Genomic DNA, 22446 nt, shown 5'->3' with positions numbered 1-22446 from the left:
TCTTTGCTAAACAAATCATGATGCATATTATGGAAATAGAGGGGACAATATAAAGCATGTTTGATTTTTCTTGGGCAGAACTGATATTGATTGCGATTGTCAGCATGATATTTATAGGACCAAAAGATTTTCCAAAAATTGTCCATTGGTTTGGTGACATAGTGAAAAAATGCAGGGGCATGGCACGTGAATTCCATAGTCAGGTGGATGAGATGGTTAAGGATCCAGACCTCAAGGAAGCCAAAGATCAGTTGATGAAATTACGTCGTATGAATATTAAAAGTGCAATATTGGATGTAATCGATCGAGATAGAACACTTCAGGAGAATTTGAATTCCCCCCTAAATCAAACATCTATTCAATCTCCGAAACCTTATGAAATTCCTTTTTCAAATAAAGAGCCTGAGATTATTCCCGAATATTCAGCGTCAACCGATCATAAGGAACCTGATCTGGAAGCTTTGGCAAAAAAAGATCCAGCTCCAATTTTTTTTCCTCCTGCAATTGCGCAGCGTTTACAGGTTAAAAGATCGGCTCCACCTGTTCCAGCGATGATTCCACCACAAATTGTCAATTACAGGGAACAGGGATGGTCATGAATATTCCCGAAGAAGAGTTGATCAATGATAAATCAATGTCTCTGATGGAACATTTTATTGAGTTACGTCGTCGAATGATTGTCTGTCTGGCAACTTTTTTGATTGCTTTTGGGTTTTGTTATTACTATTCGGAACAAATCTATATGTTCTTGGCCCACCCCTTGGCGCAAGCCATGCGACAACAGGGAGAACAACCCCATCTTATTTATACGGCCTTATATGAGGCATTTTTTACTTATATCAAGTTGGCATTTTTCGGTGCAATTTTTTGTTCATTTCCTATGTTTGCCATTCAAGCATGGATATATATCGCCCCGGGATTATATCGAAATGAAAAAAGGATTTTTGCGCCTTTTTTGGTTGCAACACCGATTTTGTTTTTACTGGGTGCAGCGCTCGCTTATTTCTTTGTCTTTCCTTTTGCGTGGAAATTCTTTTTATCATTTCAGGTTGGGGGGGATCATAATATGCATATTGAATTGCAAGCCAAGGTTTCCGAATATCTTTCGTTAGTTATGCGGTTAATCATGGCTTTTGGTATTGCATTTGAGCTTCCTGTCATGTTGACATTGATGGCAAAAATAGGTTTTGTGACTTCATTAAAGTTAAAGAAATTCAGAAGATATGCATATGTTATTGCTTTTGTAATTGCTGCAGTTCTTACACCTCCCGATGTAATTACACAAACTTCCTTGGCTATCCCTTTAATTATTTTATATGAGATTTCAATTTTATCTGCCCGAATGGTGGAACCCAAATCAGAAAAGGAATTATTATAATGCATGATTTTCGTGCTCTGCGTTCTGATCCTGTGGCTTTTGATAACGATTTGGCCCGTCGTGGATTATCCGCAGTTAGTCAGACATTATTATCGTATGATGAGGAACGGCGCTCATATTTGAATGAGCTGCATCAAAAACAAGCTGATCGAAATAATATTTCAAAACAAATTGGTCAGTTAAAACGGAATAAAGAAAACAGTTCCGTTTTGGAAGCGCAAGCCATAAGGTTGCGTCAGGAAATAGATTCATTGCAGACGCGTGCGGATAAATTGGATCAACAAATTTTTGAGGTTCTGGCAAGTTTGCCTAATCGTTTGGCTGTGGAGGTTCCGACGGGAAAAGATGAAACTGAAAATGTTGTTGTACATTATTGGGGAAAAATACGTGAATTTGGTTTTACTCCATTGCAGCATTTCGAGTTGGGCGAAAAATCAGGGTTGATGGATTTTAATGCAGCTACCAAGTTAGCGGGCGCACGGTTCAGCATTTTACGTGGAGCGTTGGCAAGACTTGATCGTGCCCTGGGACAATTTATGCTGGATTTTCATACAACTGAACATGATTACGAGGAATATGTCGTTCCATTACTAGTTAATGAACAGACCATGTTTAACACGGATAAATTGCCTAAATTCGGGGATCAGTCTTTTTGTACAAAAGATGATCGTTGGCTAATTCCAACAGCAGAGGTCCCTCTGACAGGAATACAGGCAGGTGAAATAATCAATTATGATCAATTACCTGTTCGCAGAACTGCTTTAACCGCCTGCTTCCGAAGTGAAGCAGGAGCTGCTGGTCGTGATACAAGGGGATTAATTCGACAGCATCAATTTTATAAGGTTGAAATGGTCAGTGTGACCGCACCTGAAGAAAGTGAAAAAGAGCATGAGCGGATGACCCGTTGTGCCGAAATGGTTCTTGAAAAATTGGAATTACCCTATCGTCGTGTCTTGTTATGTTCTGGTGATACTGGATTTGGGGCAGCAAAAACCTGGGATCTGGAAGTTTGGCTGCCAGGCCAACAAGCCTGGCGCGAAATTTCATCTTGTTCCAATACACGTGATTTTCAGGCGCGTCGCATGAATGCTCGCTATCGCCCACAACCTGAAGAGGGTAGAAAAACAACTCCGGTATTTCTGCATACTTTAAATGGATCTGGTGTTGCAGTTGGACGGGCTTTGGTTGCTGTTATGGAAAACTATCAAAATGAGGATGGTTCAATATCTATTCCTGAAGTGCTTCGATCTTATATGGGTGGTATTGAAAAAATCGGATAATGAAATATAACAAAAGGGGATAAAATTCACCCCCTTTTGTTTTCGGACTGTCAAACTGTAAAAAGAAAAAAGTGTTATCCACTGGATAATTTGGCCGTTAAATCCTCTATAAATTGCCAGGCAACACGGCCATTTCTGGCACCACGAGTAACTGACCATTCGTTGGCCTGTGCTATGAGATCCTCTTTTGAAATGGGTAATTTTCTTGCTTTTGCATATTCTGTTACAATCTGATCAAATAAATCTTTGGAGCAATTATGAAATCCGATCCATAATCCAAAACGATCAGAAAGAGATACTTTTTCCTCAATGGCTTCAGAAGGATTAATGGCGGAAGAGGATTCATTTTCAATCATATTCCTTGGCATTAGATGTCTACGATTGCTTGTGGCGTAAAATAACACATTTTCTGGGCGTCCGGCAATTCCACCGTCTAATACAGATTTGAGCGCTTTATAATCACGGTCTTCTGATTCAAAGGAAAGATCATCTGAAAAAATGATGAATTTGTAAGACAGAGGTTTCAATAACCGTAAAAGAATGGGCAGGGAGTAGATATCATCCCTGGGAATTTCAATAATTTTCAAAAGAGGGCAAATGGTTGATAGTTTGCTGTTTACTTCATGATAAACCGATTTGATCAATGAAGATTTTCCTGTTCCCCTTGCCCCCCATAAAAGAACGTTATTGGCGGGAAGATTTTTGGCAAAATGATATGTATTCAGAAAAAGTGTTTCTTTTTGGTTTTCGATACCTTGTAACAGATGAAAGTCGATAAAAGACATGTTCTGAATGGGTGTCAATTCATTATTCTGGGCGGACCAGATAAAACAGTTATGTTTATCAATATTTTCAATTTTTGGCTGAGGGGGGGCAAGTCTCTCTAGGGAAATCGCGATACGTTCCAGTAAGGGGATAAGGGATTGAGTCATCTTTTTTCCGGTTTTCATGATCTTGTAGTATGCGAGATACTTTATATAGTGTATGAAGGTGCCTATAATGATAGATGATCAATATACGTAATGTGAATAAGATAGGAAAGCAGTTTGATGATCAATTTTATGGATTTATTTATTACTCCTGCCTATGCACAAAGTGCAGGCGGTGGTGGAGGTGGTACTGCCACAATCATGAGTTTATTGCCTTTTATTGGAATATTTCTGGTATTTTATTTTATTGTTATTATGCCGCAGCAAAAAAAAGCCAAGCAAGTTCGTGAAAAAATGAAAGCATTGCGACGGGGTGATAAAATTGTAACCGCGGGTGGTATTGTTGGTAAAATTGTACGTAACCAGGAAGATTCAGATCAAATGGAAGTGGAAATTGCGTCAAATGTTCGAGTAATGGTTGTTCGTAGTACTGTTACGACTGTTTTGGAAAGTAAGGCCCAAACAGAAAATACCCAATCCAAGATAAAAAACCAAGGTAAAAAAGAAGCCAAAGAAAATAAGGCTGTTACATTGGATAAAGCTGATGAAACGGTAAAAGCGGAATAAAAAACCGGCGGAATGCCGGTTTCCTTGATACAGTTTATTTTGCGTTTATTTGGGCTTCTGCAAAATCATAATTTGCGAGGTTATTAAGGAAATTATCCACAAAATCAGGGCGGCGATTACGGAAATCAATATAATATGCATGTTCCCATACATCAATGGTTAATAGAGGTTTTCCCTGGCCCTCGGAAATCGGGTTTTTACCATTTGGTGTTTTGGTAACGATTAATTTATTGTCAGAAGTCAAAACCAGCCAAGCCCATCCCGAGCCAAATTGCGTGGTAGCGGCTTTTTTGAATTCAGCTTTGAAATTTTCAACTGAACCAAAATTTTTACGGATTAACTCTTCAAATGCAGGAGACATTGAACCACCATCAGGACTTAGGGAATTCCAGAATAAAGAATGGTTGTAATGTTGACCAGCATTATTCAAAACAGGTGTTAAGGATTCATCCTTTGCTGCCGTTACAATTAATTCCTCTAATGATTTCCCTTCAAGTGCAGGGTTTGCTTTGATAAGATCATTCAGGGTATTAACATAAGCTTGATGATGCTTGTCATGGTGAAATTGCATGGTTTCTTCGCTCATTCCTGAACGAGCCAGAGCATTATAGGGAAAGGGAAGTTGTGGTAATTCAAAAGACATTTGGTTCCTCGATATATTGCAATAATTTTAAAAAATTATATAAGACCTTTTTGGTTCTTAATTCTCTTATATAGAGATTATGCGGAATTTTACAGAGATTAATTGATAAATTTTTTAGGCACATCTCCTTCATAAATTATATATATCTTTTGAAAATGATTAAAGAAAAATCTAAACCCCTTTCTTTTTGCGGCCAATATATAAGGAAGTCTGATCCAGATCACTTCTTTTGCGCGCTTTTTATGCCTTCTGATTTACGAGAACAATATTTTCGTTTATTGGCATTTTATACCGAGATTACTCGGGCCGTGACCCTATCCTCTTCATGGGATGTGGCAGGGCCAATGGCGGGTTATATCCGTTTGCAATGGTGGCGGGACTTGTTGGCAAACAAACCCGACCGGGATCATGAAATTGCGCCTTATATCAAGGATTCTCTGGATCGAAATTTGTTTTCTGCTGAAGACCTTTTAAAAATCATTTCCGCTCGCGAAGAAGAATTGGAGGGTATAAAAAATTGGAAGCATTGGGATTCGATAATGGTGCGGTCTGTTGGACAAATTCAGCGGATTCTTGCAAATCTTTTTAAAATAAGAGAATTACCGTTGGTTGAAGCGGTGATTGCAGCGGGGATTGCCAGTGAAACCGTTCATATTTCAAAAAATTTACCGAATATATTTAGAAAAGGTCGTTGTCCTTTGCCAGCAGAGATAATTCATGATTTCTCGTTACAACGGTCAGAAAATGGAATTAGCGTAACATCATCAGAACTTAATGCAATCCGTGATATTTTAATAGAAAAAGCATATTTTTATTTGCGAAGAAGCGAGAAGGCTTGTTTGTTAGATCGTCATTACAGATCCGTTATTTTACCTGTTATTTTGGCCAAACGGGATCTACATAGGTTTGAACAATGGGATCATTTGTCCCGGAAACGTGGAATTGGAGACAAGTTGTCCGTTTTAAAGGCAAATTATTGGGTTAAATTGAAAATAAGCGAGACTTAGAAAGATAATTTTTTATAAAAAAGGTTCATTATAAAATTAATGAACCTTAAAAATAATGGATATTTAGAGATTATAAAGTAGAAAATAATAAGATTATCCAGGTTGTCCTGTTCCTCCCACAATTCCCCAGCTTTGCCCTGTTACATAAGACGATTCAGTAGAGGCAAGTGTAACATACAAGGGAGCGATTTCTGCAGGTTGCCCAGGTCGTTTAAATGGACTTTCACCACCAAAGTTGGGAATAGCTGATTGGGGCTGAGCCCCGCAAATTTGTAGGGGGGTCCAGAAAGGTCCTGGATCAACACAGTTGACACGTATTCCTTTGGGAAGAAGCTGTTTGGCCATTGATTTTGTAAAGTTGCTGATACCTGCTTTGGACATGCCATAATCCACCAGAATTTCTGGAGGCATATATGATACGAGTGAAGAGGTGGTGATGATGGAACTGCCAGGTGGCAAATGTGGAATGGCAGCTTTGGTGATCCAGAAAAGTGCATAAAGATTGGTTTTCATTGTCCAATCAAATTCTTCTGTTGTTATATCAGTCAGTTGTTCAGAATATTTTTGCCTTCCAGCCACATGGGCAAGAATATCTATTTGGCCCAATTTGGCTAAAGCATCTGCAACAAGTTTTTTACAGAAATCCTCATTCCGGATATCACCGGGTAATGCAACAGCCTTACGTCCGGCTTTTTGTATAAGATCGATGACCTCCTTTGCATCAGGTTCTTCTTGTGGTAGATAATTGATGGCAACATCCGCTCCTTCACGTGCAAAGGCTATAGCGGCAGCGCGTCCAATACCGGAATCACCTCCTGTAACTAGTGCGTGTCGTCCTTTTAAACGTCCGCTTCCCTGATATGTTTTTTCTCCGCAATCAGGAACAGGTTGCATCTTGGACTGTAAACCAGGCCAAGGTTGTGGCTGTTTAGAAAAGGGAGGCGTTGGGTATAGGGACATTGGGTTTTTTAGAGGAGGAACAGATTTATTTTCAACATGTTCAGGCATGGCATGAATACTCCTGTTTGTCGCTAAAGCGGCAGCTCCAACAGCGACACCGGTAAGGACTTGGCGACGAGAGTTGGTATGAAATACGGAAGAATTCGCATTATTCTCAGACTTTTCTTTTTCAGACATATTTATCACCTAAAGAAATTTGAGAAATATAAAATAATAAATTAATAATTAAATTTTATTACTTGGATAAGTTTATTAATTATTATTGGCAAAATTATTTTATATTATATAACTCATTATAATTTCTATTCTATATTTTAAATATTTTAAATTCAATATATTTTAATTTATTACTTAATTATATAGCAAATAATGAAATGCTATGAGATATAGTTATTCTATGAATTTTAATGAAAAAAGATAACTGAAGAAAAGAGAGTTTCTCCAGTTATTAAATGTTATCTTTATTTGCTTAAAGATGCCGGTTTATTGGGTTGATCAGGCTGACTTTCGATTATATCTTTTATATGTTTCAGTTCCCGATATATATCGCTATTTTTGTCTTTGGCCTTTGTTTCTAATTCATTGAGTTTTTTATAAAGGTCACTGTTCTTATCATTAACTTGTGTTTTAAGATATTCAATTTCTTCATTTAAATCTTTCTTTTTATCATGTGTATAGGTTTTAAGTTGTTCCAGATTTTTGTGTAAATTGCTGTTTTTGTCTTGGATTTGCTTTTCCAGCGTATCTAGATCTTTATCGAAATCTTGGTTTTTTTCATGAGCGTAGGATTTTAGAAAATCAAATTTTTGATGCATCATGTTATCTCCCGTTGGGGAGTGATTAATGGTCGTTTTTGATTCGTCTGTGACTTGGGTAGTTTCAGCCAAGGCTGGACAGGATAAGAGTAATCCCAGAAAAGCGCTATAGGACAGTAAAAGTCTTTTTTTTATAATCCTCATAATTACCATACCCATTTTGATATAAGTTTATCTTTTAATAATATTAATCCCGGTTGTGATGTTTTGGGTCAATCTTACCTAATAAAATGATCATTTTTAATTATATATCTTACCGGAATTATGATCAACCTTACCCAATAAATTGACAATACTTATCAGACCTTATCGAAATCAGAATTAAAGCCACCTATCGTGTTATAATCATTATCGTAAACCTAGCTGTCACCTGCATTGGCATAGGAAAAAGACAAATGGTTTAAAAAATTACTGAAATAAAAATTTAGTTAATTTATAAATGAATGTTGGATTTCCAAAATTTTTTAGGCTTAAATAAAATATTAAATGTTATTAATTGTTATTTGAATATAATTGTTCAAGAAAAGTTTTTTTGTCCGATCACTCGGATGCAAACCATAAAAAGATAATCAAAAAACATTCACCATTTGTCTAAAAAAATATTATAATCTAGGCGATTATTAAGGGATATGAACGAATTATGAAAAAATACCAACTTTTCTTATTCATGATTGGGATAAGTCTATATGATTCATCAAGTCATTCAATTTATGCCAAGCCTTCTGTGACAACTAAGGAAACCCCGAATGAAGAATGGAATATCCATCAATCGGAGAATAAGTATAATACTGATACTGGCATTTTTCCATCTTATCATAAAAAAAGAGGTTTATACCCTTCCAAACATCAGATGCATAATTCGTTACGTAAAAAAGGTTGGCATACTCATCCAGATCCCTATATTGAGGAGGGGGGTGTCTATACCAATTCTGAACATCCTGCCTTGACAGATGATCAATCGACTATGCGTGAATATACAAGTGGAACACCTAATCATTATGTTTCACCCCCTTCTATTTTGTTAGGGTTAAAACATTCACGCCAGTCTCAGCAAAAGGTCAGGATCACTGACCCGTCTAATGGGTATGCACCGCCCATTTCATTACCCCCTTCATAAAAAGAGTCTCTTTAGTTTTGAGGAACATTTAAAGCGTGTTCTTTGATTTTAAACTGATTCATGATACATAGAAAAATTTGATTTGCCGAGTTCAAGTCAACGTTAATTAAATTTTTGACCAAATCTGATTTTGAGATAATATTATGACCCCAAAAAGTTCGTTTATGCAGGAAGCACAGGCACGAGGATTTATTTTTCAGGCGACTGATCTGGAAAGCCTGGATGAGCGTATGGCAAAAGGTTCTATTTCTGGATATATCGGATTTGATCCAACAGCTGACAGTTTGCATGTCGGGTCTTTGGTACAGCTGATGCTGTTGCGTTTATTGCAAAAACATGGACATCAGCCCGTTGCTTTAGTTGGTGGTGGAACAGCCCAAATCGGAGACCCCTCTTTCCGGGAAGAAGCACGCAGCTTGATGAATCAGGATACAATTGATCGGAATTTAGATGGGATTGTCCAGAATATTCATCAAATTTTACAACCTGGATCAGGGGAAAACAAAACAATTACGGTTGATAATGCAGAATGGCTGAAAAAGCTTTCCTACATTGACTTGCTAAGGGATGTTGGCATTCATTTTTCAGTTAACCGTATGTTATCCTTTGACAGTGTTAAAACACGTTTGGAAAGAGAACAAGGGTTATCATTTCTTGAATTTAACTATTCCATTTTGCAATCATATGATTTTCGCGAATTAAATCGTCGTTATGGAACTGTTTTACAGATGGGTGGTTCAGATCAATGGGGAAATATTGTATCTGGTGTAGAACTTGTACGTCGAATGGAGGGAAAACAGGTATTTGGATTAACAGCCCCCTTATTGACAACAAGTTCAGGGGCCAAGATGGGGAAAACAGCCAAAGGAGCCATTTGGCTTAACAAGGAGAAATGTTCGGTTTTTGATTTCTGGCAATTTTGGCGTAATACGGAAGATCAGGATGTTGGTCGTTTTCTTAAACTTTTCACAGATCTTTCCATTCAGGAATGTGAACGTTTAGCCGCTTTGCAAGGAGCGGAAATAAACGAGGCGAAAAAAATGCTGGCAACAGAAGTGACCGCAATTTGTCATGGTCGTAGCGCAGCAGAAGCTGCACAGAAGGCGGCTAGAGACATATTTGAGCAGGGTAAACTGGCTCAAGACGGATTACCCGAAATAGTCTTGCCCACGGAAATGCTACAACAGGGTGTTCCTGTTTTTCGTTTATTTGTTCTTGGAAAGTTAGTGAATAGTAATGCGGAAGCCAGAAGATTAATTCGAGGGGGTGGGGCAAGAATTAATGATGAAAAAATTAGTGATGAGGGACAAATTATTACTGATGATGCGTTATGTGATGGAGTTATTAAGCTGTCATCAGGTCGTAAAAATCATATATTGATACGTTGTCGATAGTATAAGGATGCTATTTTTAATATTACCGTTTAGAACAATCGTTTTTTGTCTTAACCTTTTAAAAACCAAATATCGGTTTTAAAAGATTTATTTTCATGATTTGGTTTTTATACAATTAAATGAATCATTTTCTATCAATGATTATAAAATAAATATACATCGCTGTATTATTATAGAATTAGATTAAAAAATTGATAATTTTATAGTGATTATCTTTTTTCGTTTACGGTTTTTATGAAATTACAGTTTGATTTTTTAAACTATCCTTACAATTTCGAAAATGTTTTGAGGATTATACAAACACGTCAGTTGGATAAGGTTTTATCCTGTATACAGGAAATAGAGGAATGGGTAGGAAAAGGATATTATGCAGCAGGATTTATAACGTATGAAGCCGCGTCTGCCTTTCGTTCTTATTTGATAACGCATCCTCCTGAAAAAATGCCATTGTTATGGTTTGGTATTTTTGAAAAACCGATAAAAAGAAAATTCAAACCACAATCTAAAAAAATTGATTTTGGATTAATGAATTGGCAACCTGATTGTTCATGGCATGAATATCAACAAGCTATTGCAGCTGTTAAAAATCATATCGCTGACGGTGATACCTATCAGGTGAATTATACATTGAGAATGGGAACGGATTTCCAGGAAGACCCGTATGAGTTCTATCTGCATATGTTGCAGTCCCAACAATCAAGTTATAGTGCATATCTGGATATTGGATTGTTTCAAATTCTTTCGGCATCTCCGGAATTGTTTTTTCAGGTAAAAGAAAGGAAAATCACTGCTAAACCGATGAAAGGAACAGCCCCAAGGGGATTAATCTTAACGGAGGATCTTGAAAACGGGAAAATATTGAATAATGAAAAAAATCGTGCTGAAAATTTGATGATTGTTGACTTGCTGCGTAACGATTTGGGACAAATTGCAGAGCAGGGAAGTGTGAAGGTTTCATCTTTGTTCGATAAAGAAAAATATCCTACAGTTTGGCAACTCACTTCAGAAATAACCGCACTATTAAAGGAAAAAACAACATTATTGGATATTTTTAGGGCGTTATTTCCATGTGGTTCTATAACTGGTGCACCGAAAGCAAATACAATGAAAATTATTCGAAAGCTTGAAAAACAGCCGCGTGAAGTTTATTGTGGTGCTATTGGGATAGTAACCCCTGATCAAGAAGCGATATTTTCCGTTCCTATTCGAACGTTGGTTGTCCAAAATAAAAAAGCTGTATATGGTGTTGGAGGAGGAATAACTTGGGATTCCACTTCCAAGGATGAATATCGTGAAGTTATTCATAAAATACAGGTTTTGTATGATCGCCGGATACCCGATCATTTACTTGAATCAGTCTTGCTAGAGAATGGATGTTATTTTCTTTTATCTTTACATCTGGACCGGCTGAAAAAATCGGCTGAATATTTTGATTTTTCCTTTAACCAGGCAGAATTGTTAAAAAGCCTGCAACATCTCTCCTGTCAATATGAACGAGGATGCTGGAAGGTAAGAATATTGTTAGATCAAAAAGGGTTAATCCAGATAGAAATTAATGCTATTCAGTCTTTACATCACGATTTGATCGCAAGATGGGCGAAAGAACCTGTTCTGTCAGATAATATGTTTCTATACCACAAAACGACAAGAAGGGATTTTTATCCTCCTGTTACATTGGATTGTGAACAATTACTTTTTAATGAGAGAGATGAAGTTACAGAATTTGTCAATGGAAATATTCTTTTGTGTAAAGGGGGGAAATGGGTTACGCCACCTGTCTCTTCTGGCCTCTTGAGAGGAACGATGTGTCAATATCTGTTGGATCAGGGCATGGCGACAGAACAGGTGATTTATAAACAGGATATACAGATAGGAAGTCAGATCGCTTTTATAAACAGTGTTCGTAAATGGCGTAAAGTGATCTGGAAAAATTCGTTAAACGATTAAAATACTACAGATAAGATATTAAGATATCGAAGATATATTTGGGTTAAAATAACCAGATTTTTTAATGAGATTATTAATGAAAAATTATTTTATCGCACAATTAATCAAGAGGTTAATATGCAACAACATATTATAGATTTTTTACAGCAACATGGTTTTAAATTTAATCAGTTTACTTTGTTTTTAACAGCTGTATCTATTATCATCCTTACGGCGGTCATTGTTCATGTGATTTTACATCGGATTGTATTGGTCCGATTGGTTCAATTTGCACAAAAAAGCACACGACTATGGAGCAAGGTCGTTACAGAGAATCAGTTATTTAGCCGTATGGCTTTTACTGTGCAGGGGTTGATTGTCATACTGCAGACCACTTTTTGGGTGCATCAGGGTGTGAAAACGCTAGTTTTTCTTATGATTGCCGCAAAAGTTTGGGTATTGGTCTGTGCACTTCTGTCAATATTTTCATTTCTGGATATTGTTTTAAAATTTGCAAGTAAGCTGGATATAGCGGCACGGCTTCCGCTTGGAGGTATATTTCAAGGATTTAAATTATTGGCCGCACTGCTTTTTGGTATTTTTATTCTTTCCGTACTAATTGACAAATCGCCACTTATCCTGATCAGTGGACTGGGAGCCATGGCAGCTGTCATCATGTTGGTTTTTAAGGATTCCATTCTGGGCTTATCAGCGGGAGTTCAGTTATCTGCAAATAATATGATGCGTGTAAATGACTGGATACAAATGCCCAAATATGGTGCGGATGGAATTGTAATGGATATTGGTTTGACAACTGTCAAGGTTCGCAATTTTGATAATACAATTACGATGATTCCTACCTATGCGCTTGTTTCCGATTCTTTTACCAATTGGCGTGGAATGCAGGAATCTGGCGGTAGACGGATCAAACGTTCTGTGTATATTGATGTTACAACCGTTCATTATATAACACCTGAGGAAAAGGAAAAAATATTAGAAAGCAAGTTGCTTCAACCCTTTGCAAATTCAGAAAAAAATAAGGACAGGGTTGATCATAAAGAATTCATTATGGATTTAGGCAAATATTTATCCAAAGGCCAGTCAATCACAAATCTGGGTCTTTACCGTATCTATTTGGATTTATATTTGAAAAATCATCCTCGTATTCTTAATCAGATGACCTATATGGTGCGACAGATGGCCCCCGATGCAACAGGATTGTTACCGTTGGAGATTTATGGATTTAGCAATACAGTTGTCTGGAAGGATTATGAAGCCATTCAATCGGAAATTTTTGAACATGCCTATGCGGTTATTGAGGAGTTTTCATTAAGTGCATATCAAAATCCATCAGGAAACAGTTCATCTGTGACAGTTTATCAGGGAAATGCTGCATAATGATTGATGTATAGTAAGACAAGAATTTGTTGAACAGATTAACATTTAGATATTGTTTAACAAATTTCTTTTTATTGTTTTATATGAAATTCTATAGGAATATCCAAATTAATTAGTAAACCTTGGATATCATCGGGTGGAGGAGGAAGTTTTTTAACTCGGTGGGATAAAGTAAGGACTTCTCGATCCAGGATCAAATATCCGGAACTTTTTGCAAGACTGCTTGTTAGGATGATTCCCTGGCGATTTATGGTAATGTGCAAAATGGCGGTTCCTTCTAGGTCATCAGCTTGGGCTTCAGGCGGGTAATGTTTGAAACGTTCGAATTTATTTAAAACCATTCCCTGCCAGTTAGCGGATGTTAAAGAAGTGTGTGAGACTTGTGTGTTTTGATCCTTTTCTGATGGATGATTGGTATTATTATTTTTTGATGTGGATGTTGAATTTGATCCAGATTGAGAAGTATGTTGTGGAATAATATGTTGGGAAGGTTGCTTTATTTTGAGTTTAGAGAATTTTTCTATTCTTGGTATATCAGGTAGAATATTTGAGACAGGAAATTTTGGCAATAATTTTTGAATGGGTGTCAAGGGTTCTGTTTTGGCAAGTGTTGTAGGTTTATTCAATAATGGTGAAGTCGGAGTTTCTGTTCGATTGGGGAATAAGTCAAGTACAAGAGCACTGCTTTCAGTAACAACGGGTTTGTTGGGAACTGAAGAATTATTGTAAAAAAGAAAAAAAGGAAAAATAAGAATTAATAAAGAGACGATAAAAGAAACAATTATTATATAACGGTTTTCTTTAGATCTGAGATCATTTCGATTGGCTTGCCATTCTGTAAAGGAAATTTTGTCAGTAATCGTGGAGGTTTTCATGCCATTATTGTTTGTATTGTAAATTTACCAAAGAAATTTTATGATAACCTGCGGCACGGAGTTGATCCATTACCATAATGAAAGAGCCGTAATCAATTTTGGTATCCGCATAAAGAAAGATATGTTCTTCCTTATTGCCGTTTGTTGCAATGTTAATAGTGGAATTGATATCCTTTAATGAAATAGTTTTATCATTTAAGGTTAGGGTATGGTCTGTTTTCAGTGTTAGATAAACAGGGTGGTTGGGTTGTTTCATGTTTTTTGAGGAAGAGTAAGGCAAAGTGACCGGAATTTTTACTGTTGTCAAAGGTGCGGTAATCATAAAGATAATTAAGAGAACCAAAACCACGTCAATAAATGGTGTGACATTGATATCGCACATTTCTTTTGAATCGTTATCAGCATGACGCATACGGATCATGATATTTTTTCTCCCATCATTTTTGGTTGAAAGGGTATGATCTGTGTATTCTTGTCTTTTATTTGCAACTTGCTTATGTCACGAGAAACCAGACGCATGAAAATGGTACTTAAGTCTGCAATTTTTGATCTGCAATTCGCGTTTGAACGAAGAATCATATTATAGAATATTACGGCAGGTATAGCGGTAACCAGACCAACAGCCGTGGCAAGTAAGGCTTCTGCAATTCCCGGGGCAACAGCTGTTAGACTTGTTGTTTGGGTGGAAACGATCCCTGTGAACGATGTCATGATCCCCCATACTGTTCCAAATAGGCCTATAAACGGTGAAATCGCACCAATGGTTGCCAAAAAACCGGTTCCTTTATTTAAATAATGACCTTCATTGCTTTCAATTCTTTCTAATAACAATACAATCCTTTCCTTCAGCCCTTCCGAATCATGTGTCAAAACATTGGAACACTGATATTCATCCGTGATAGCCATTAACATTGTCCTACCAATCCCTTTTTTGGAAAGATCAATGTCAGGCATCAATTCTTTGGCATTTTGTAAACGGAACTTATCAATCAAAAGGTTATGGTTGAGGCGGAAAATCTCTATATATTTCGCTATAAAAATTGTCCAGCTGATTAAACAGGCAAGTAAAAGCATGATCATGACAAACTGCACAACAGGATTTGCATTTTCAAATAGTTGCCAGGGTGAAAAAGATAAAGTGGTCATTAGTTATCTCCATATAGACGATGAGAGATAAAATATGATCCTATAAATGTATTTGACATGATGTTAATCCAATAAGATCCTGTATATTTAATAAATTTTTTAACAGGCAATTCAACTTAATGAATTTTATCTTATATTAAGTGATATTAATTATCAATATTAAGTGATATTAATTATCATTATTAAATTATGGAGCTGGTATTAAACTGGATGAGAAAGCCTAAGATTAAATATTTTTCTGTATCGTAAAAAATAGAAAATTTTTATGTAAAGATGGTAATAAGGATATTTGTATTTAAAACCGGGTTATGTAATAAATAACCCGTTTTATGTAATTAAAGTTATGTCGTTACAAATTTAGCATAGGCAAGGATTTGGCTAAATGCGGTAGTGGCACTTTTAATGGTGGTATGAATATCCAATTTTGCCTGGTTAATTGAATTTTGAAATATTTTCCAGGATGCGCCTCTTCCATCTTGATCTGGTGCCATATGTCGTGCCCCATAATTTTCAGATAAACCAATTTTTTCCACGCGTTTCAAAAGCGTATTTGCCCCAAGTTTAGATCCTTCGACAACATAAAGAAAACCTACCGCCTCAGAAGCATTCGTTGTGTTTGGTGAAGTAAAGGTAGTGGAAGGGATATCAATTTTTAAATCTTTCAAATCCTCTTTCACTTTTTCAAAGCGGTTGCGATTGATGAGATCGGGGATAATGGCTGTTAATGTTTGGTCATGATAATAACTGTTGGCATCACGATGAATATAATATTGAAGTGAGAGAAATTTCTTGTAGAGTTCAATGTTGTTGAATAATCCAAGGTTGGTAAGATAATGATCCAATTTTTCGTGAGTTTCCCGTGTTTGTTGACGTAAAGCTTCTGTTAAAGTAAGGGTTCCTGAGTCTGTCATGGTTGTGTTTCCATTATTGCATGAAAATTAATTAGTTAAGTTGGCTAAATTTATTTAACACCATAATTTTTAGACATATACCAATTAATAGTAATTATCAATATCAATTGATATTAAGAATCATTATTAATTCATTGACATTAAAATTCAGTTGTGTCATCAAAAAGTTAATAATAATCATTCACAATAACGATTGATGAATTCCATGCAGACTATTCAAAAAAAACATTTTTTTTTTCCATTTTCATATAAATTTCCATGGTTTGTAATGTCCGGTTTTTTAGGTTTGACCAATATATCAGCCTGGGGGCAATCTTCTAATCCCATTAATCAGGATTTATTGCCGGACCTCAAAACGCAACAGAGAGATGAACAAAAAAGATCGGATAAATTTAACCAGAAAAACAATATTAAAGGGACTTCGCTAAAGCTTTCTCCGATCCAAGTCAAGGGAAAATCAGACCCGATATTGTCTTATACAAAAATTGATCCCGATAAAGATTATAGCTCCCAAGGAAAATCAAGAGTTTTAACGACAACAACAACCTTTAAAACTTTCAGGGATAAACAGATTGATAGTTTGGAGGATTATTCGCGTCGTGTGGATGCGGCAATTAACTATAATTCAAATAATTATAGTATTAATATGCGGGGTCTTGATCAAAGTCGTTTATTAACAACGATTGATGGTATTCGTATGATGTGGGCAAATGATGGTGCATTTGCAAGTGCATTTACGACTCAACAGGGTGGTTTATCAACCTTTGATTTTAATTCTTTGGGTGGAATGGATGTTATTAAAAGTGCAGATTCCAGCTTTTTTGGAACAGGTTCTTTGGGTGGAGTGGTTGCCTTACGAACTTTTAATCCAGAGGATATTCTAAAATCAGGACAAAAATTTGGCGGGATTACAAAAACTACCTATGATGGCGTCAGTGCAAGCGCTTTGTTAAACCAGATTTTTGCCACACGTTACAAAAATACACTATTTTTACTGGAAGGAGGCTATTCCAATGGTAGTGAGACCGGAAATATGGGACATACTGGGGGGTATGGAAATACACGTACAAAACGTAATCCTGCCTCTTACGATCAGGGAAGTTTTGTAGGAAAGGTCATTCATTATTTTTCAGGCGGTCATCGGCTAGGAATTACAGGAGAATGGGTCGATCGCAATGTTGATGAACATACATTGACTTCCCAACGGGTAAAAGAGGAATTTTATCGTACACAAAGTGAAAATCAACGATCCCGTTTTTCTGTCCATTATGATTACAAGGCAAAGGACCCAGCCAAGGATTTATTTGGCGAAGGGCAGTTTATTGCGTATTGGCAGGATAATAATGTTATAACGAATATCTCGGATCGTTATGATTTGATGCCGAAGCGTGATTCGTGGCAGAAACTGGACATGGATGTTCAATCTTATGGAGTGGTTGGACATGCAACAATGAACGTGTTTACAGGCTCGATACATCATGCAATTACATATGGGGGTGAAGCTTATCTAACAGATACAAGTCAGTATCAATCAGGATGGAACGCTACCAAGAATCCATTCCTGCATAATAATTTTTCGGATATGCCAAATGTGCACGGGACTGATTTGGGGGCCATTTTACAAGATCGTATTGGCATTGGAAAAAATGAGTGGCTGCATATCACATCAGGTGTAAGGTTTGATTATTTTAAACGGGATCCGCATAACACTTCGAAATATCAAAACAATCCAATTTACAATGGATTGCCCAAAGGGGCCAGTGGCTCTCGTTACTCTCCAAAGATTTTGGTCGAAGCCCGGATTATTCATCAATTGGTTGCTTATGCACAATATTCACAATCCTATCGTGCACCCAGCGCAAATGAAGAGTATTTAAGTTATGGAACGCCTCCCATGTATCAGGTCACTGGTAATCCCGATTTAAAGGCTGAAACAGGTCGTGGTTGGGAAGTTGGACTTAAATATGGCAATTCAAGACGGGGCTTCAATATTGCCTTTTATGATAATTACTATCGCAATTATATTGATATGATCGGTATCAATCCTTGCACCGGAACACAAATGTGTTTTGGCTATGATAACCTGTCTCGTGTTCGTATTTATGGAACAGAGGCCAGTATGAACTGGGAATTCGATCCCAACTGGCATACGTGGGCCTCTTTTGCATATGCCCATGGACGTAATACAGATATAAATTATGCTTTAAGTTCAATAGCGCCTTTCCGGGGAATCATTGGGTTTGGATATAAAACAGATAATTGGGGAACGGATTTATCAAGTACTTTTGCAATAGCCAGGGATAATGCCAAATTTTTGAATAACACGGGTGTTCTTTCCAAACAGTGGAATACGCCAGGTTATGTTGTTTTTGATTTGACCGGATGGTACAGACCTTCTTTTTATCGTCCCTTGCGGTTTCAATTTGGTATGTATAATATGTTTGACAAAAAATATTATAATGCATCTTCTTTGCCGGTTGGACAATCCTCTCGCAGTCTACAGAAGGCATATTTCTCTCAACCAGGACGTTATTTCAAGGTGACTGCACGTATAGATTTCTGATTTGATTTTTTTAAAATTTTGAATTTTTGCATAGTATTCAGGTCTTTATATTTTTGTAAGAGCCTGATTTATTATGCATAAAAGAAAATTAAATAAAATTTTTGAAAATGAATTGACGAATTACACGGAATTATAGTAAAGACATTTCATCACATAATGGCGGATGTAGCTCAGTTGGTAGAGCGCCGGTTTGTGGTACCGGTTGTCGCGGGTTCGATCCCCGTCATTCGCCCCATCCGACAATTTATTGTGACAATAAAATTTTTCCGTAAAACATAGTTTAAATTTGGCATTTAATCCCTTTTATTTGCAGGCAATTAAATCAATTAGGACTGGTTGTACCAATTATTATAATACTTTGATTAATATTCATTATAACAAGAAGATTAAGATACAGAAAAATCTAGCGGAAATAATTTTCCATTATTGTATTGCTTGTCTAATCAATGCTGGATCATTGTAGTATTGTAGTAAGTAATAAGAATTTATTTGGTTTTTTGTCAAAGAGAAGAGAAAATAATGTGGTATTATAATACCACATATTTAAAGTCGTTGAAAAACAAATAAAAATTAGTAAATATTAAAAAAAAACTTGACGAAAATCATACTTGAGTTAATAAACAAAAATCAAATTACAGTTTTGCTCAATTAACGGGATCTAGAGTTAATGAAAACAACCATTTCGCTTAAACCAGCGGAAGTAACCAAGAATTGGGTTCTGATCGATGCGAAAGACATCGTTTTGGGACGTTTGGCTGCTATCGTTGCTAATCGCCTTCGTGGCAAGCATAAACCACAATATACACCCCATGTCGATTGTGGTGACAATATTATTGTTATCAATGCTGATAAAGTCGCCTTAACAGGCAAAAAAGTAGAACAGAAGATGTTCTATTATCATACAGGTTATCCCGGTGGGATCAAAGAACGTACGATCAGACAACGTTTGACGGGTAAAAATCCGGAACATCTTGTCATTAAGGCAGTTGAACGTATGATTAGCCGTGGTCCATTGCAGCGTAAACAGATGAAACATTTATATGTTTACGCCAGTGATGCTCATCCACATGAAGCACAGCAACCGGTTAAGCTCGATATAGCTGCGTTGAACCGAAAAAATAGTGTTAATAAAACTACAAAAGTTGGAGCCTGAGGAATATGTCAGAGACTCAAGAACGTACAGGCAGTTTGGCTGATTTGAAAGAGGCAGTTGTTGATACTGTTTTGGCACAACAGGAAGTTATCGTTCGTGAACCAAAGCGTGACCAGTTTGGTCGTGCCTATGCAACCGGTCGTCGTAAGGATGCCATTGCACGTGTATGGGTAAAACCCGGTAAGGGAGAGATTATTGTTAACGGACGTCCGGTAACAAGTTATTTCGCTCGTCCAGTTTTGCAGATGTTGTTGAATCAACCTTTTCAGGTAACCAATCGTGAAGGTGAGTTTGATGTTTACTGCACTGTAACAGGGGGAGGTTTGTCAGGACAGGCTGGCGCGGTTCGTCACGGATTAAGTCGTGCTTTATGCAACTATGAACCTGAATTACGTGCCGCATTAAAAGCGGCAGGTTTCTTGACACGTGATGCGCGTGTTGTTGAACGTAAGAAGTATGGTAAGGCAAAAGCCCGCCGTTCCTTCCAGTTCAGTAAACGTTAAGCCTTACAGCTTTATGAAATCAGGGGCGAGGAAAGGCATTATGCTTTTCTTCGCCTTTTTTATTTAAGCATATGTTTAATTATTAAAAACCGATTTATTTGGAATGACAATCATGACAGAAATGCCTAAAATTTTTATTGATGGGGAATATGGAACTACGGGGTTGGGTATACGACAACGTTTGGCGGATTTGCCAATTGAATTATGTTCGGTCCCCATTGAGCATCGTCATGATATTGATAAACGTCTTCAAATGATGGCGGCAGTTGATTTGGCGGTTTTATGTCTTCCGGATAAGGCTTCACGTGAGGCTGTTGCTCTTGTTGAGATGATGGAAAGTAAAAGACCGCGTATTTTGGATGCCAGTACAGCATTTCGAACAGATCCGGAATGGGTTTATGGATTTGCTGAATTGGATCCGGGGCAAGAACGAAAAATTGCAAAAGCCGATAAGGTTGCCAATCCTGGATGTTATTCCAGTGGAGCAATTGCTTTGCTTCATCCTTTGGTAAAGGCGGGTATAATTCCCGTAGACTATCCATTAACCATTAATGCTGTAAGTGGTTATAGTGGAGGAGGGAAAAAGCTGATTGCAGTTTATGAACAGGAAAAGAATGCACCTCCTTTCGAATTATATGCTTTAGATTTGAATCATAAGCATTTACCGGAAATTTGTCATTATTGCGATCTGGTGCAGGAACCTGTATTTGTTCCATCCGTAGGAAATTTTGCACAGGGAATGATTGTTTCGATACCTTTGCATGTTAATTTGTTAAATGGTACGGTCAAACAGCTTAAGACATGTTTGAAGGAACATTACTTTCAACGAAAAAATATTGTTTTTGTTGAGGATGGTTTAACGCGTCTTCCCGCAAACCAGCTGGCCTTTACCGATCGTATGGAGCTGAGGGTTCATTCGAATAATAGAAATGATCAGGTAATATTGACTGCAAGTTTGGATAATCTTGGTAAAGGAGCATCAGGGGCGGCCATCCAGAATATCAAATTGATGTTCGGTATATGAGGTATTTATCAATCAATATCATTGGAACAATAACCATTTGTATATAAAATTTTAATTGAAATGTTGATAAATGCAGATAATGAGAATTTTTCGATGAAATCGAGGATAAGAATTATTCTAGAAAGATGTCTGGTAAATTTTATAGTAAGATCAGGTTATGAAATACAGTATTGAAACGTATTAGATAACCTGATCCTGTAATAATCTGAAGTATGCTGTTCAGTTTCTCAACTGATTTTTATGATCCAACTGGTTTTGTGAGATATACGGTCCAGCGGCGATGACCTTTACGGTAAGGATCTTCCGGCCCTTTTGCAGAACATGCTGGTCCAGGGGCAGGAGAGCATAGCCGTCCGTCCAGCGGCAGGGTATGTTTTCCTGATTATGCCACCCTTCAAGTTTCCTGGTTTCCAGGTGGGTTTTGACATAGTGGTTCTCCCTGTTGTCAAACAGGGTGATGGTTTCGATCAGTACGCCGAGATTGCGCCTGTCATCAACGAATGGACCGATGGCATCGCACGGGCGACTGCTATTTGAAACGATATGGACATGATGAACGGGACTGGGGAGAACAAAGACATAATTTCCATTTCCCGTTACCGGCCATTGTGGATGGATAACCTCGCCTCTGTCAGTAATGATATGAAGATTTGTGGAGTGGGTGATTGTTTCTGGCGCAACCATGTTCTTCATGCCCAGATGCAATGCCCTCTGTTTCAAATGGGCATGGACAGGTTCAACGGCCTCACGACTTGTTTCCAGAGGGGCTGCGGGCATCCTGTGCCCAGTCTTTTGTCTCCTGTCTTAACTGAACCACCTTTTCAGGATTGTGGAAATTTTTATGGTTGTCCGTATTG

General features: G+C 37.2%; 23 protein-coding genes and 1 tRNA gene. 15 read left to right on the top strand and 9 right to left on the bottom strand.

Annotation, left to right across the window (positions count from 1 at the left end):
• Nucleotides 1–56: 56 nt before the first annotated feature.
• The 3 genes from tatB to serS are packed head-to-tail and all read left to right on the top strand — an operon-like array spanning nt 57 to nt 2658.
• Nucleotides 57–599 carry a Sec-independent protein translocase protein TatB gene (tatB, locus tag H3T44_RS08730; protein WP_110439361.1) on the top strand — a complete coding sequence of 181 codons (543 nt, stop codon included), beginning with the start codon at nt 57–59 and terminating at the stop codon, nt 597–599.
• The gene (tatC, locus tag H3T44_RS08725) at nt 596–1378 is read left to right on the top strand and encodes a twin-arginine translocase subunit TatC (protein WP_110439362.1); all 783 of its coding nucleotides are present in this window, start codon (nt 596–598) and stop codon (nt 1376–1378) included. The genes tatB and tatC overlap by 4 nt, the downstream gene beginning before the upstream one ends.
• Nucleotides 1378–2658 (top strand): serine--tRNA ligase, encoded by a 1281-nt coding sequence (gene serS / locus H3T44_RS08720; RefSeq protein ID WP_198196929.1) that lies wholly within the window; start codon nt 1378–1380, stop codon nt 2656–2658. The genes tatC and serS overlap by 1 nt, the downstream gene beginning before the upstream one ends.
• 74 nt (nt 2659–2732) lie before the next feature.
• On the opposite strand, the gene H3T44_RS08715 is transcribed toward serS, so the two are convergent.
• Nucleotides 2733–3590, bottom strand: a complete 858-nt coding sequence (locus tag H3T44_RS08715; RefSeq protein ID WP_155564957.1) for an ATP-binding protein — start codon at nt 3588–3590, stop codon at nt 2733–2735.
• A 117-nt stretch (nt 3591–3707) separates the two neighbouring features.
• Between H3T44_RS08715 and yajC the strand changes: the two genes are divergently transcribed.
• Nucleotides 3708–4154, top strand: coding sequence for a preprotein translocase subunit YajC (yajC, locus tag H3T44_RS08710; protein WP_110439364.1), 447 nt, complete (start codon nt 3708–3710; stop codon nt 4152–4154).
• 34 nt (nt 4155–4188) lie between these two features.
• Here yajC and H3T44_RS08705 read toward each other — a convergent pair whose 3' ends face one another.
• On the bottom strand, nt 4189–4797 hold the full coding sequence (locus H3T44_RS08705) for a superoxide dismutase (RefSeq protein WP_110439365.1): 609 nt from the start codon (nt 4795–4797) through the stop codon (nt 4189–4191).
• A gap of 155 nt (nt 4798–4952) precedes the next feature.
• Between H3T44_RS08705 and H3T44_RS08700 the strand changes: the two genes are divergently transcribed.
• Nucleotides 4953–5804, top strand: a complete 852-nt coding sequence (locus H3T44_RS08700; protein WP_255552128.1) for a squalene/phytoene synthase family protein — start codon at nt 4953–4955, stop codon at nt 5802–5804.
• Nucleotides 5805–5897: 93 nt separating this feature from the next.
• Here the strand turns inward: H3T44_RS08700 and H3T44_RS08695 are convergent, their stop codons facing one another.
• Together H3T44_RS08695 and H3T44_RS08690 are read right to left on the bottom strand one after the other, a co-directional pair.
• Nucleotides 5898–6941, bottom strand: a complete 1044-nt coding sequence (locus H3T44_RS08695) for an SDR family oxidoreductase (RefSeq protein WP_110439367.1) — start codon at nt 6939–6941, stop codon at nt 5898–5900.
• A gap of 284 nt (nt 6942–7225) precedes the next feature.
• Nucleotides 7226–7723: a hypothetical protein gene (locus H3T44_RS08690; RefSeq protein ID WP_110439368.1), complete on the bottom strand. Its 498-nt coding sequence runs from the start codon at nt 7721–7723 to the stop codon at nt 7226–7228.
• Between the two features lie 496 nt (nt 7724–8219).
• Between H3T44_RS08690 and H3T44_RS08685 the strand changes: the two genes are divergently transcribed.
• From H3T44_RS08685 to H3T44_RS08670, 4 genes are all read left to right on the top strand, one after another.
• Nucleotides 8220–8696 (top strand): hypothetical protein, encoded by a 477-nt coding sequence (locus tag H3T44_RS08685; protein ID WP_198196931.1) that lies wholly within the window; start codon nt 8220–8222, stop codon nt 8694–8696.
• A gap of 143 nt (nt 8697–8839) precedes the next feature.
• Entirely contained in the window at nt 8840–10090 is a 1251-nt protein-coding gene (gene tyrS, locus H3T44_RS08680) for a tyrosine--tRNA ligase (protein WP_232347584.1), read from the top strand.
• Nucleotides 10091–10324: 234 nt separating this feature from the next.
• Nucleotides 10325–12037: an aminodeoxychorismate synthase component I gene (gene pabB / locus H3T44_RS08675; protein WP_198196932.1), complete on the top strand. Its 1713-nt coding sequence runs from the start codon at nt 10325–10327 to the stop codon at nt 12035–12037.
• A 117-nt stretch (nt 12038–12154) separates the two neighbouring features.
• Complete coding sequence (locus H3T44_RS08670) at nt 12155–13414, top strand: mechanosensitive ion channel family protein (protein ID WP_198196933.1); 1260 nt, start codon at nt 12155–12157, stop codon at nt 13412–13414.
• A 71-nt stretch (nt 13415–13485) separates the two neighbouring features.
• Here the strand turns inward: H3T44_RS08670 and H3T44_RS08665 are convergent, their stop codons facing one another.
• From H3T44_RS08665 to H3T44_RS08650, 4 genes are all read right to left on the bottom strand, one after another.
• The gene (locus tag H3T44_RS08665) at nt 13486–14289 is read right to left on the bottom strand and encodes an energy transducer TonB (RefSeq protein WP_198196934.1); all 804 of its coding nucleotides are present in this window, start codon (nt 14287–14289) and stop codon (nt 13486–13488) included.
• Nucleotides 14290–14293: 4 nt separating this feature from the next.
• Nucleotides 14294–14710 (bottom strand): biopolymer transporter ExbD, encoded by a 417-nt coding sequence (locus H3T44_RS08660; protein WP_198196935.1) that lies wholly within the window; start codon nt 14708–14710, stop codon nt 14294–14296.
• A complete protein-coding gene (exbB, locus tag H3T44_RS08655) occupies nt 14707–15435 on the bottom strand; it encodes a tonB-system energizer ExbB (protein ID WP_155564967.1) in 729 nt (242 codons plus the stop codon). The genes H3T44_RS08660 and exbB overlap by 4 nt, the downstream gene beginning before the upstream one ends.
• A gap of 341 nt (nt 15436–15776) precedes the next feature.
• On the bottom strand, nt 15777–16346 hold the full coding sequence (locus H3T44_RS08650) for a biliverdin-producing heme oxygenase (RefSeq protein ID WP_155564968.1): 570 nt from the start codon (nt 16344–16346) through the stop codon (nt 15777–15779).
• Between the two features lie 268 nt (nt 16347–16614).
• Between H3T44_RS08650 and H3T44_RS08645 the strand changes: the two genes are divergently transcribed.
• The 5 genes from H3T44_RS08645 to argC all read left to right on the top strand — a co-directional run bounded on the left by H3T44_RS08645 (nt 16615) and on the right by argC (nt 21589).
• Nucleotides 16615–18909, top strand: coding sequence for a TonB-dependent hemoglobin/transferrin/lactoferrin family receptor (locus H3T44_RS08645; RefSeq protein ID WP_198196936.1), 2295 nt, complete (start codon nt 16615–16617; stop codon nt 18907–18909).
• Nucleotides 18910–19068: 159 nt separating this feature from the next.
• Nucleotides 19069–19144: transfer RNA gene (locus tag H3T44_RS08640), tRNA-His, on the top strand.
• 432 nt (nt 19145–19576) lie between these two features.
• On the top strand, nt 19577–20062 hold the full coding sequence (gene rplM, locus H3T44_RS08635; protein ID WP_110439377.1) for a 50S ribosomal protein L13: 486 nt from the start codon (nt 19577–19579) through the stop codon (nt 20060–20062).
• A gap of 5 nt (nt 20063–20067) precedes the next feature.
• Entirely contained in the window at nt 20068–20565 is a 498-nt protein-coding gene (rpsI, locus tag H3T44_RS08630; protein WP_110439378.1) for a 30S ribosomal protein S9, read from the top strand.
• A 112-nt stretch (nt 20566–20677) separates the two neighbouring features.
• Nucleotides 20678–21589, top strand: coding sequence for an N-acetyl-gamma-glutamyl-phosphate reductase (gene argC / locus H3T44_RS08625; RefSeq protein WP_198196937.1), 912 nt, complete (start codon nt 20678–20680; stop codon nt 21587–21589).
• Nucleotides 21590–21876: 287 nt separating this feature from the next.
• On the opposite strand, the gene H3T44_RS08620 is transcribed toward argC, so the two are convergent.
• The gene (locus H3T44_RS08620) at nt 21877–22017 is read right to left on the bottom strand and encodes a hypothetical protein (protein ID WP_199276117.1); all 141 of its coding nucleotides are present in this window, start codon (nt 22015–22017) and stop codon (nt 21877–21879) included.
• Nucleotides 22018–22138: 121 nt separating this feature from the next.
• On the opposite strand from H3T44_RS08620, the gene H3T44_RS08615 reads away from it, so the two are divergent.
• On the top strand, nt 22139–22446 hold a 308-nt coding region (locus H3T44_RS08615; RefSeq protein ID WP_199276116.1), incomplete at its 3' end, for a hypothetical protein.

It is taken from the genome of Commensalibacter sp. M0355 (genome assembly GCF_016101365.1).
GTDB classification, from domain to species: Bacteria; Pseudomonadota; Alphaproteobacteria; order Acetobacterales; family Acetobacteraceae; genus Commensalibacter; species Commensalibacter melissae.
Note: the sequence above shows the minus strand (reverse complement) of the source record. Positions and strands in the feature narration are given on the sequence as shown.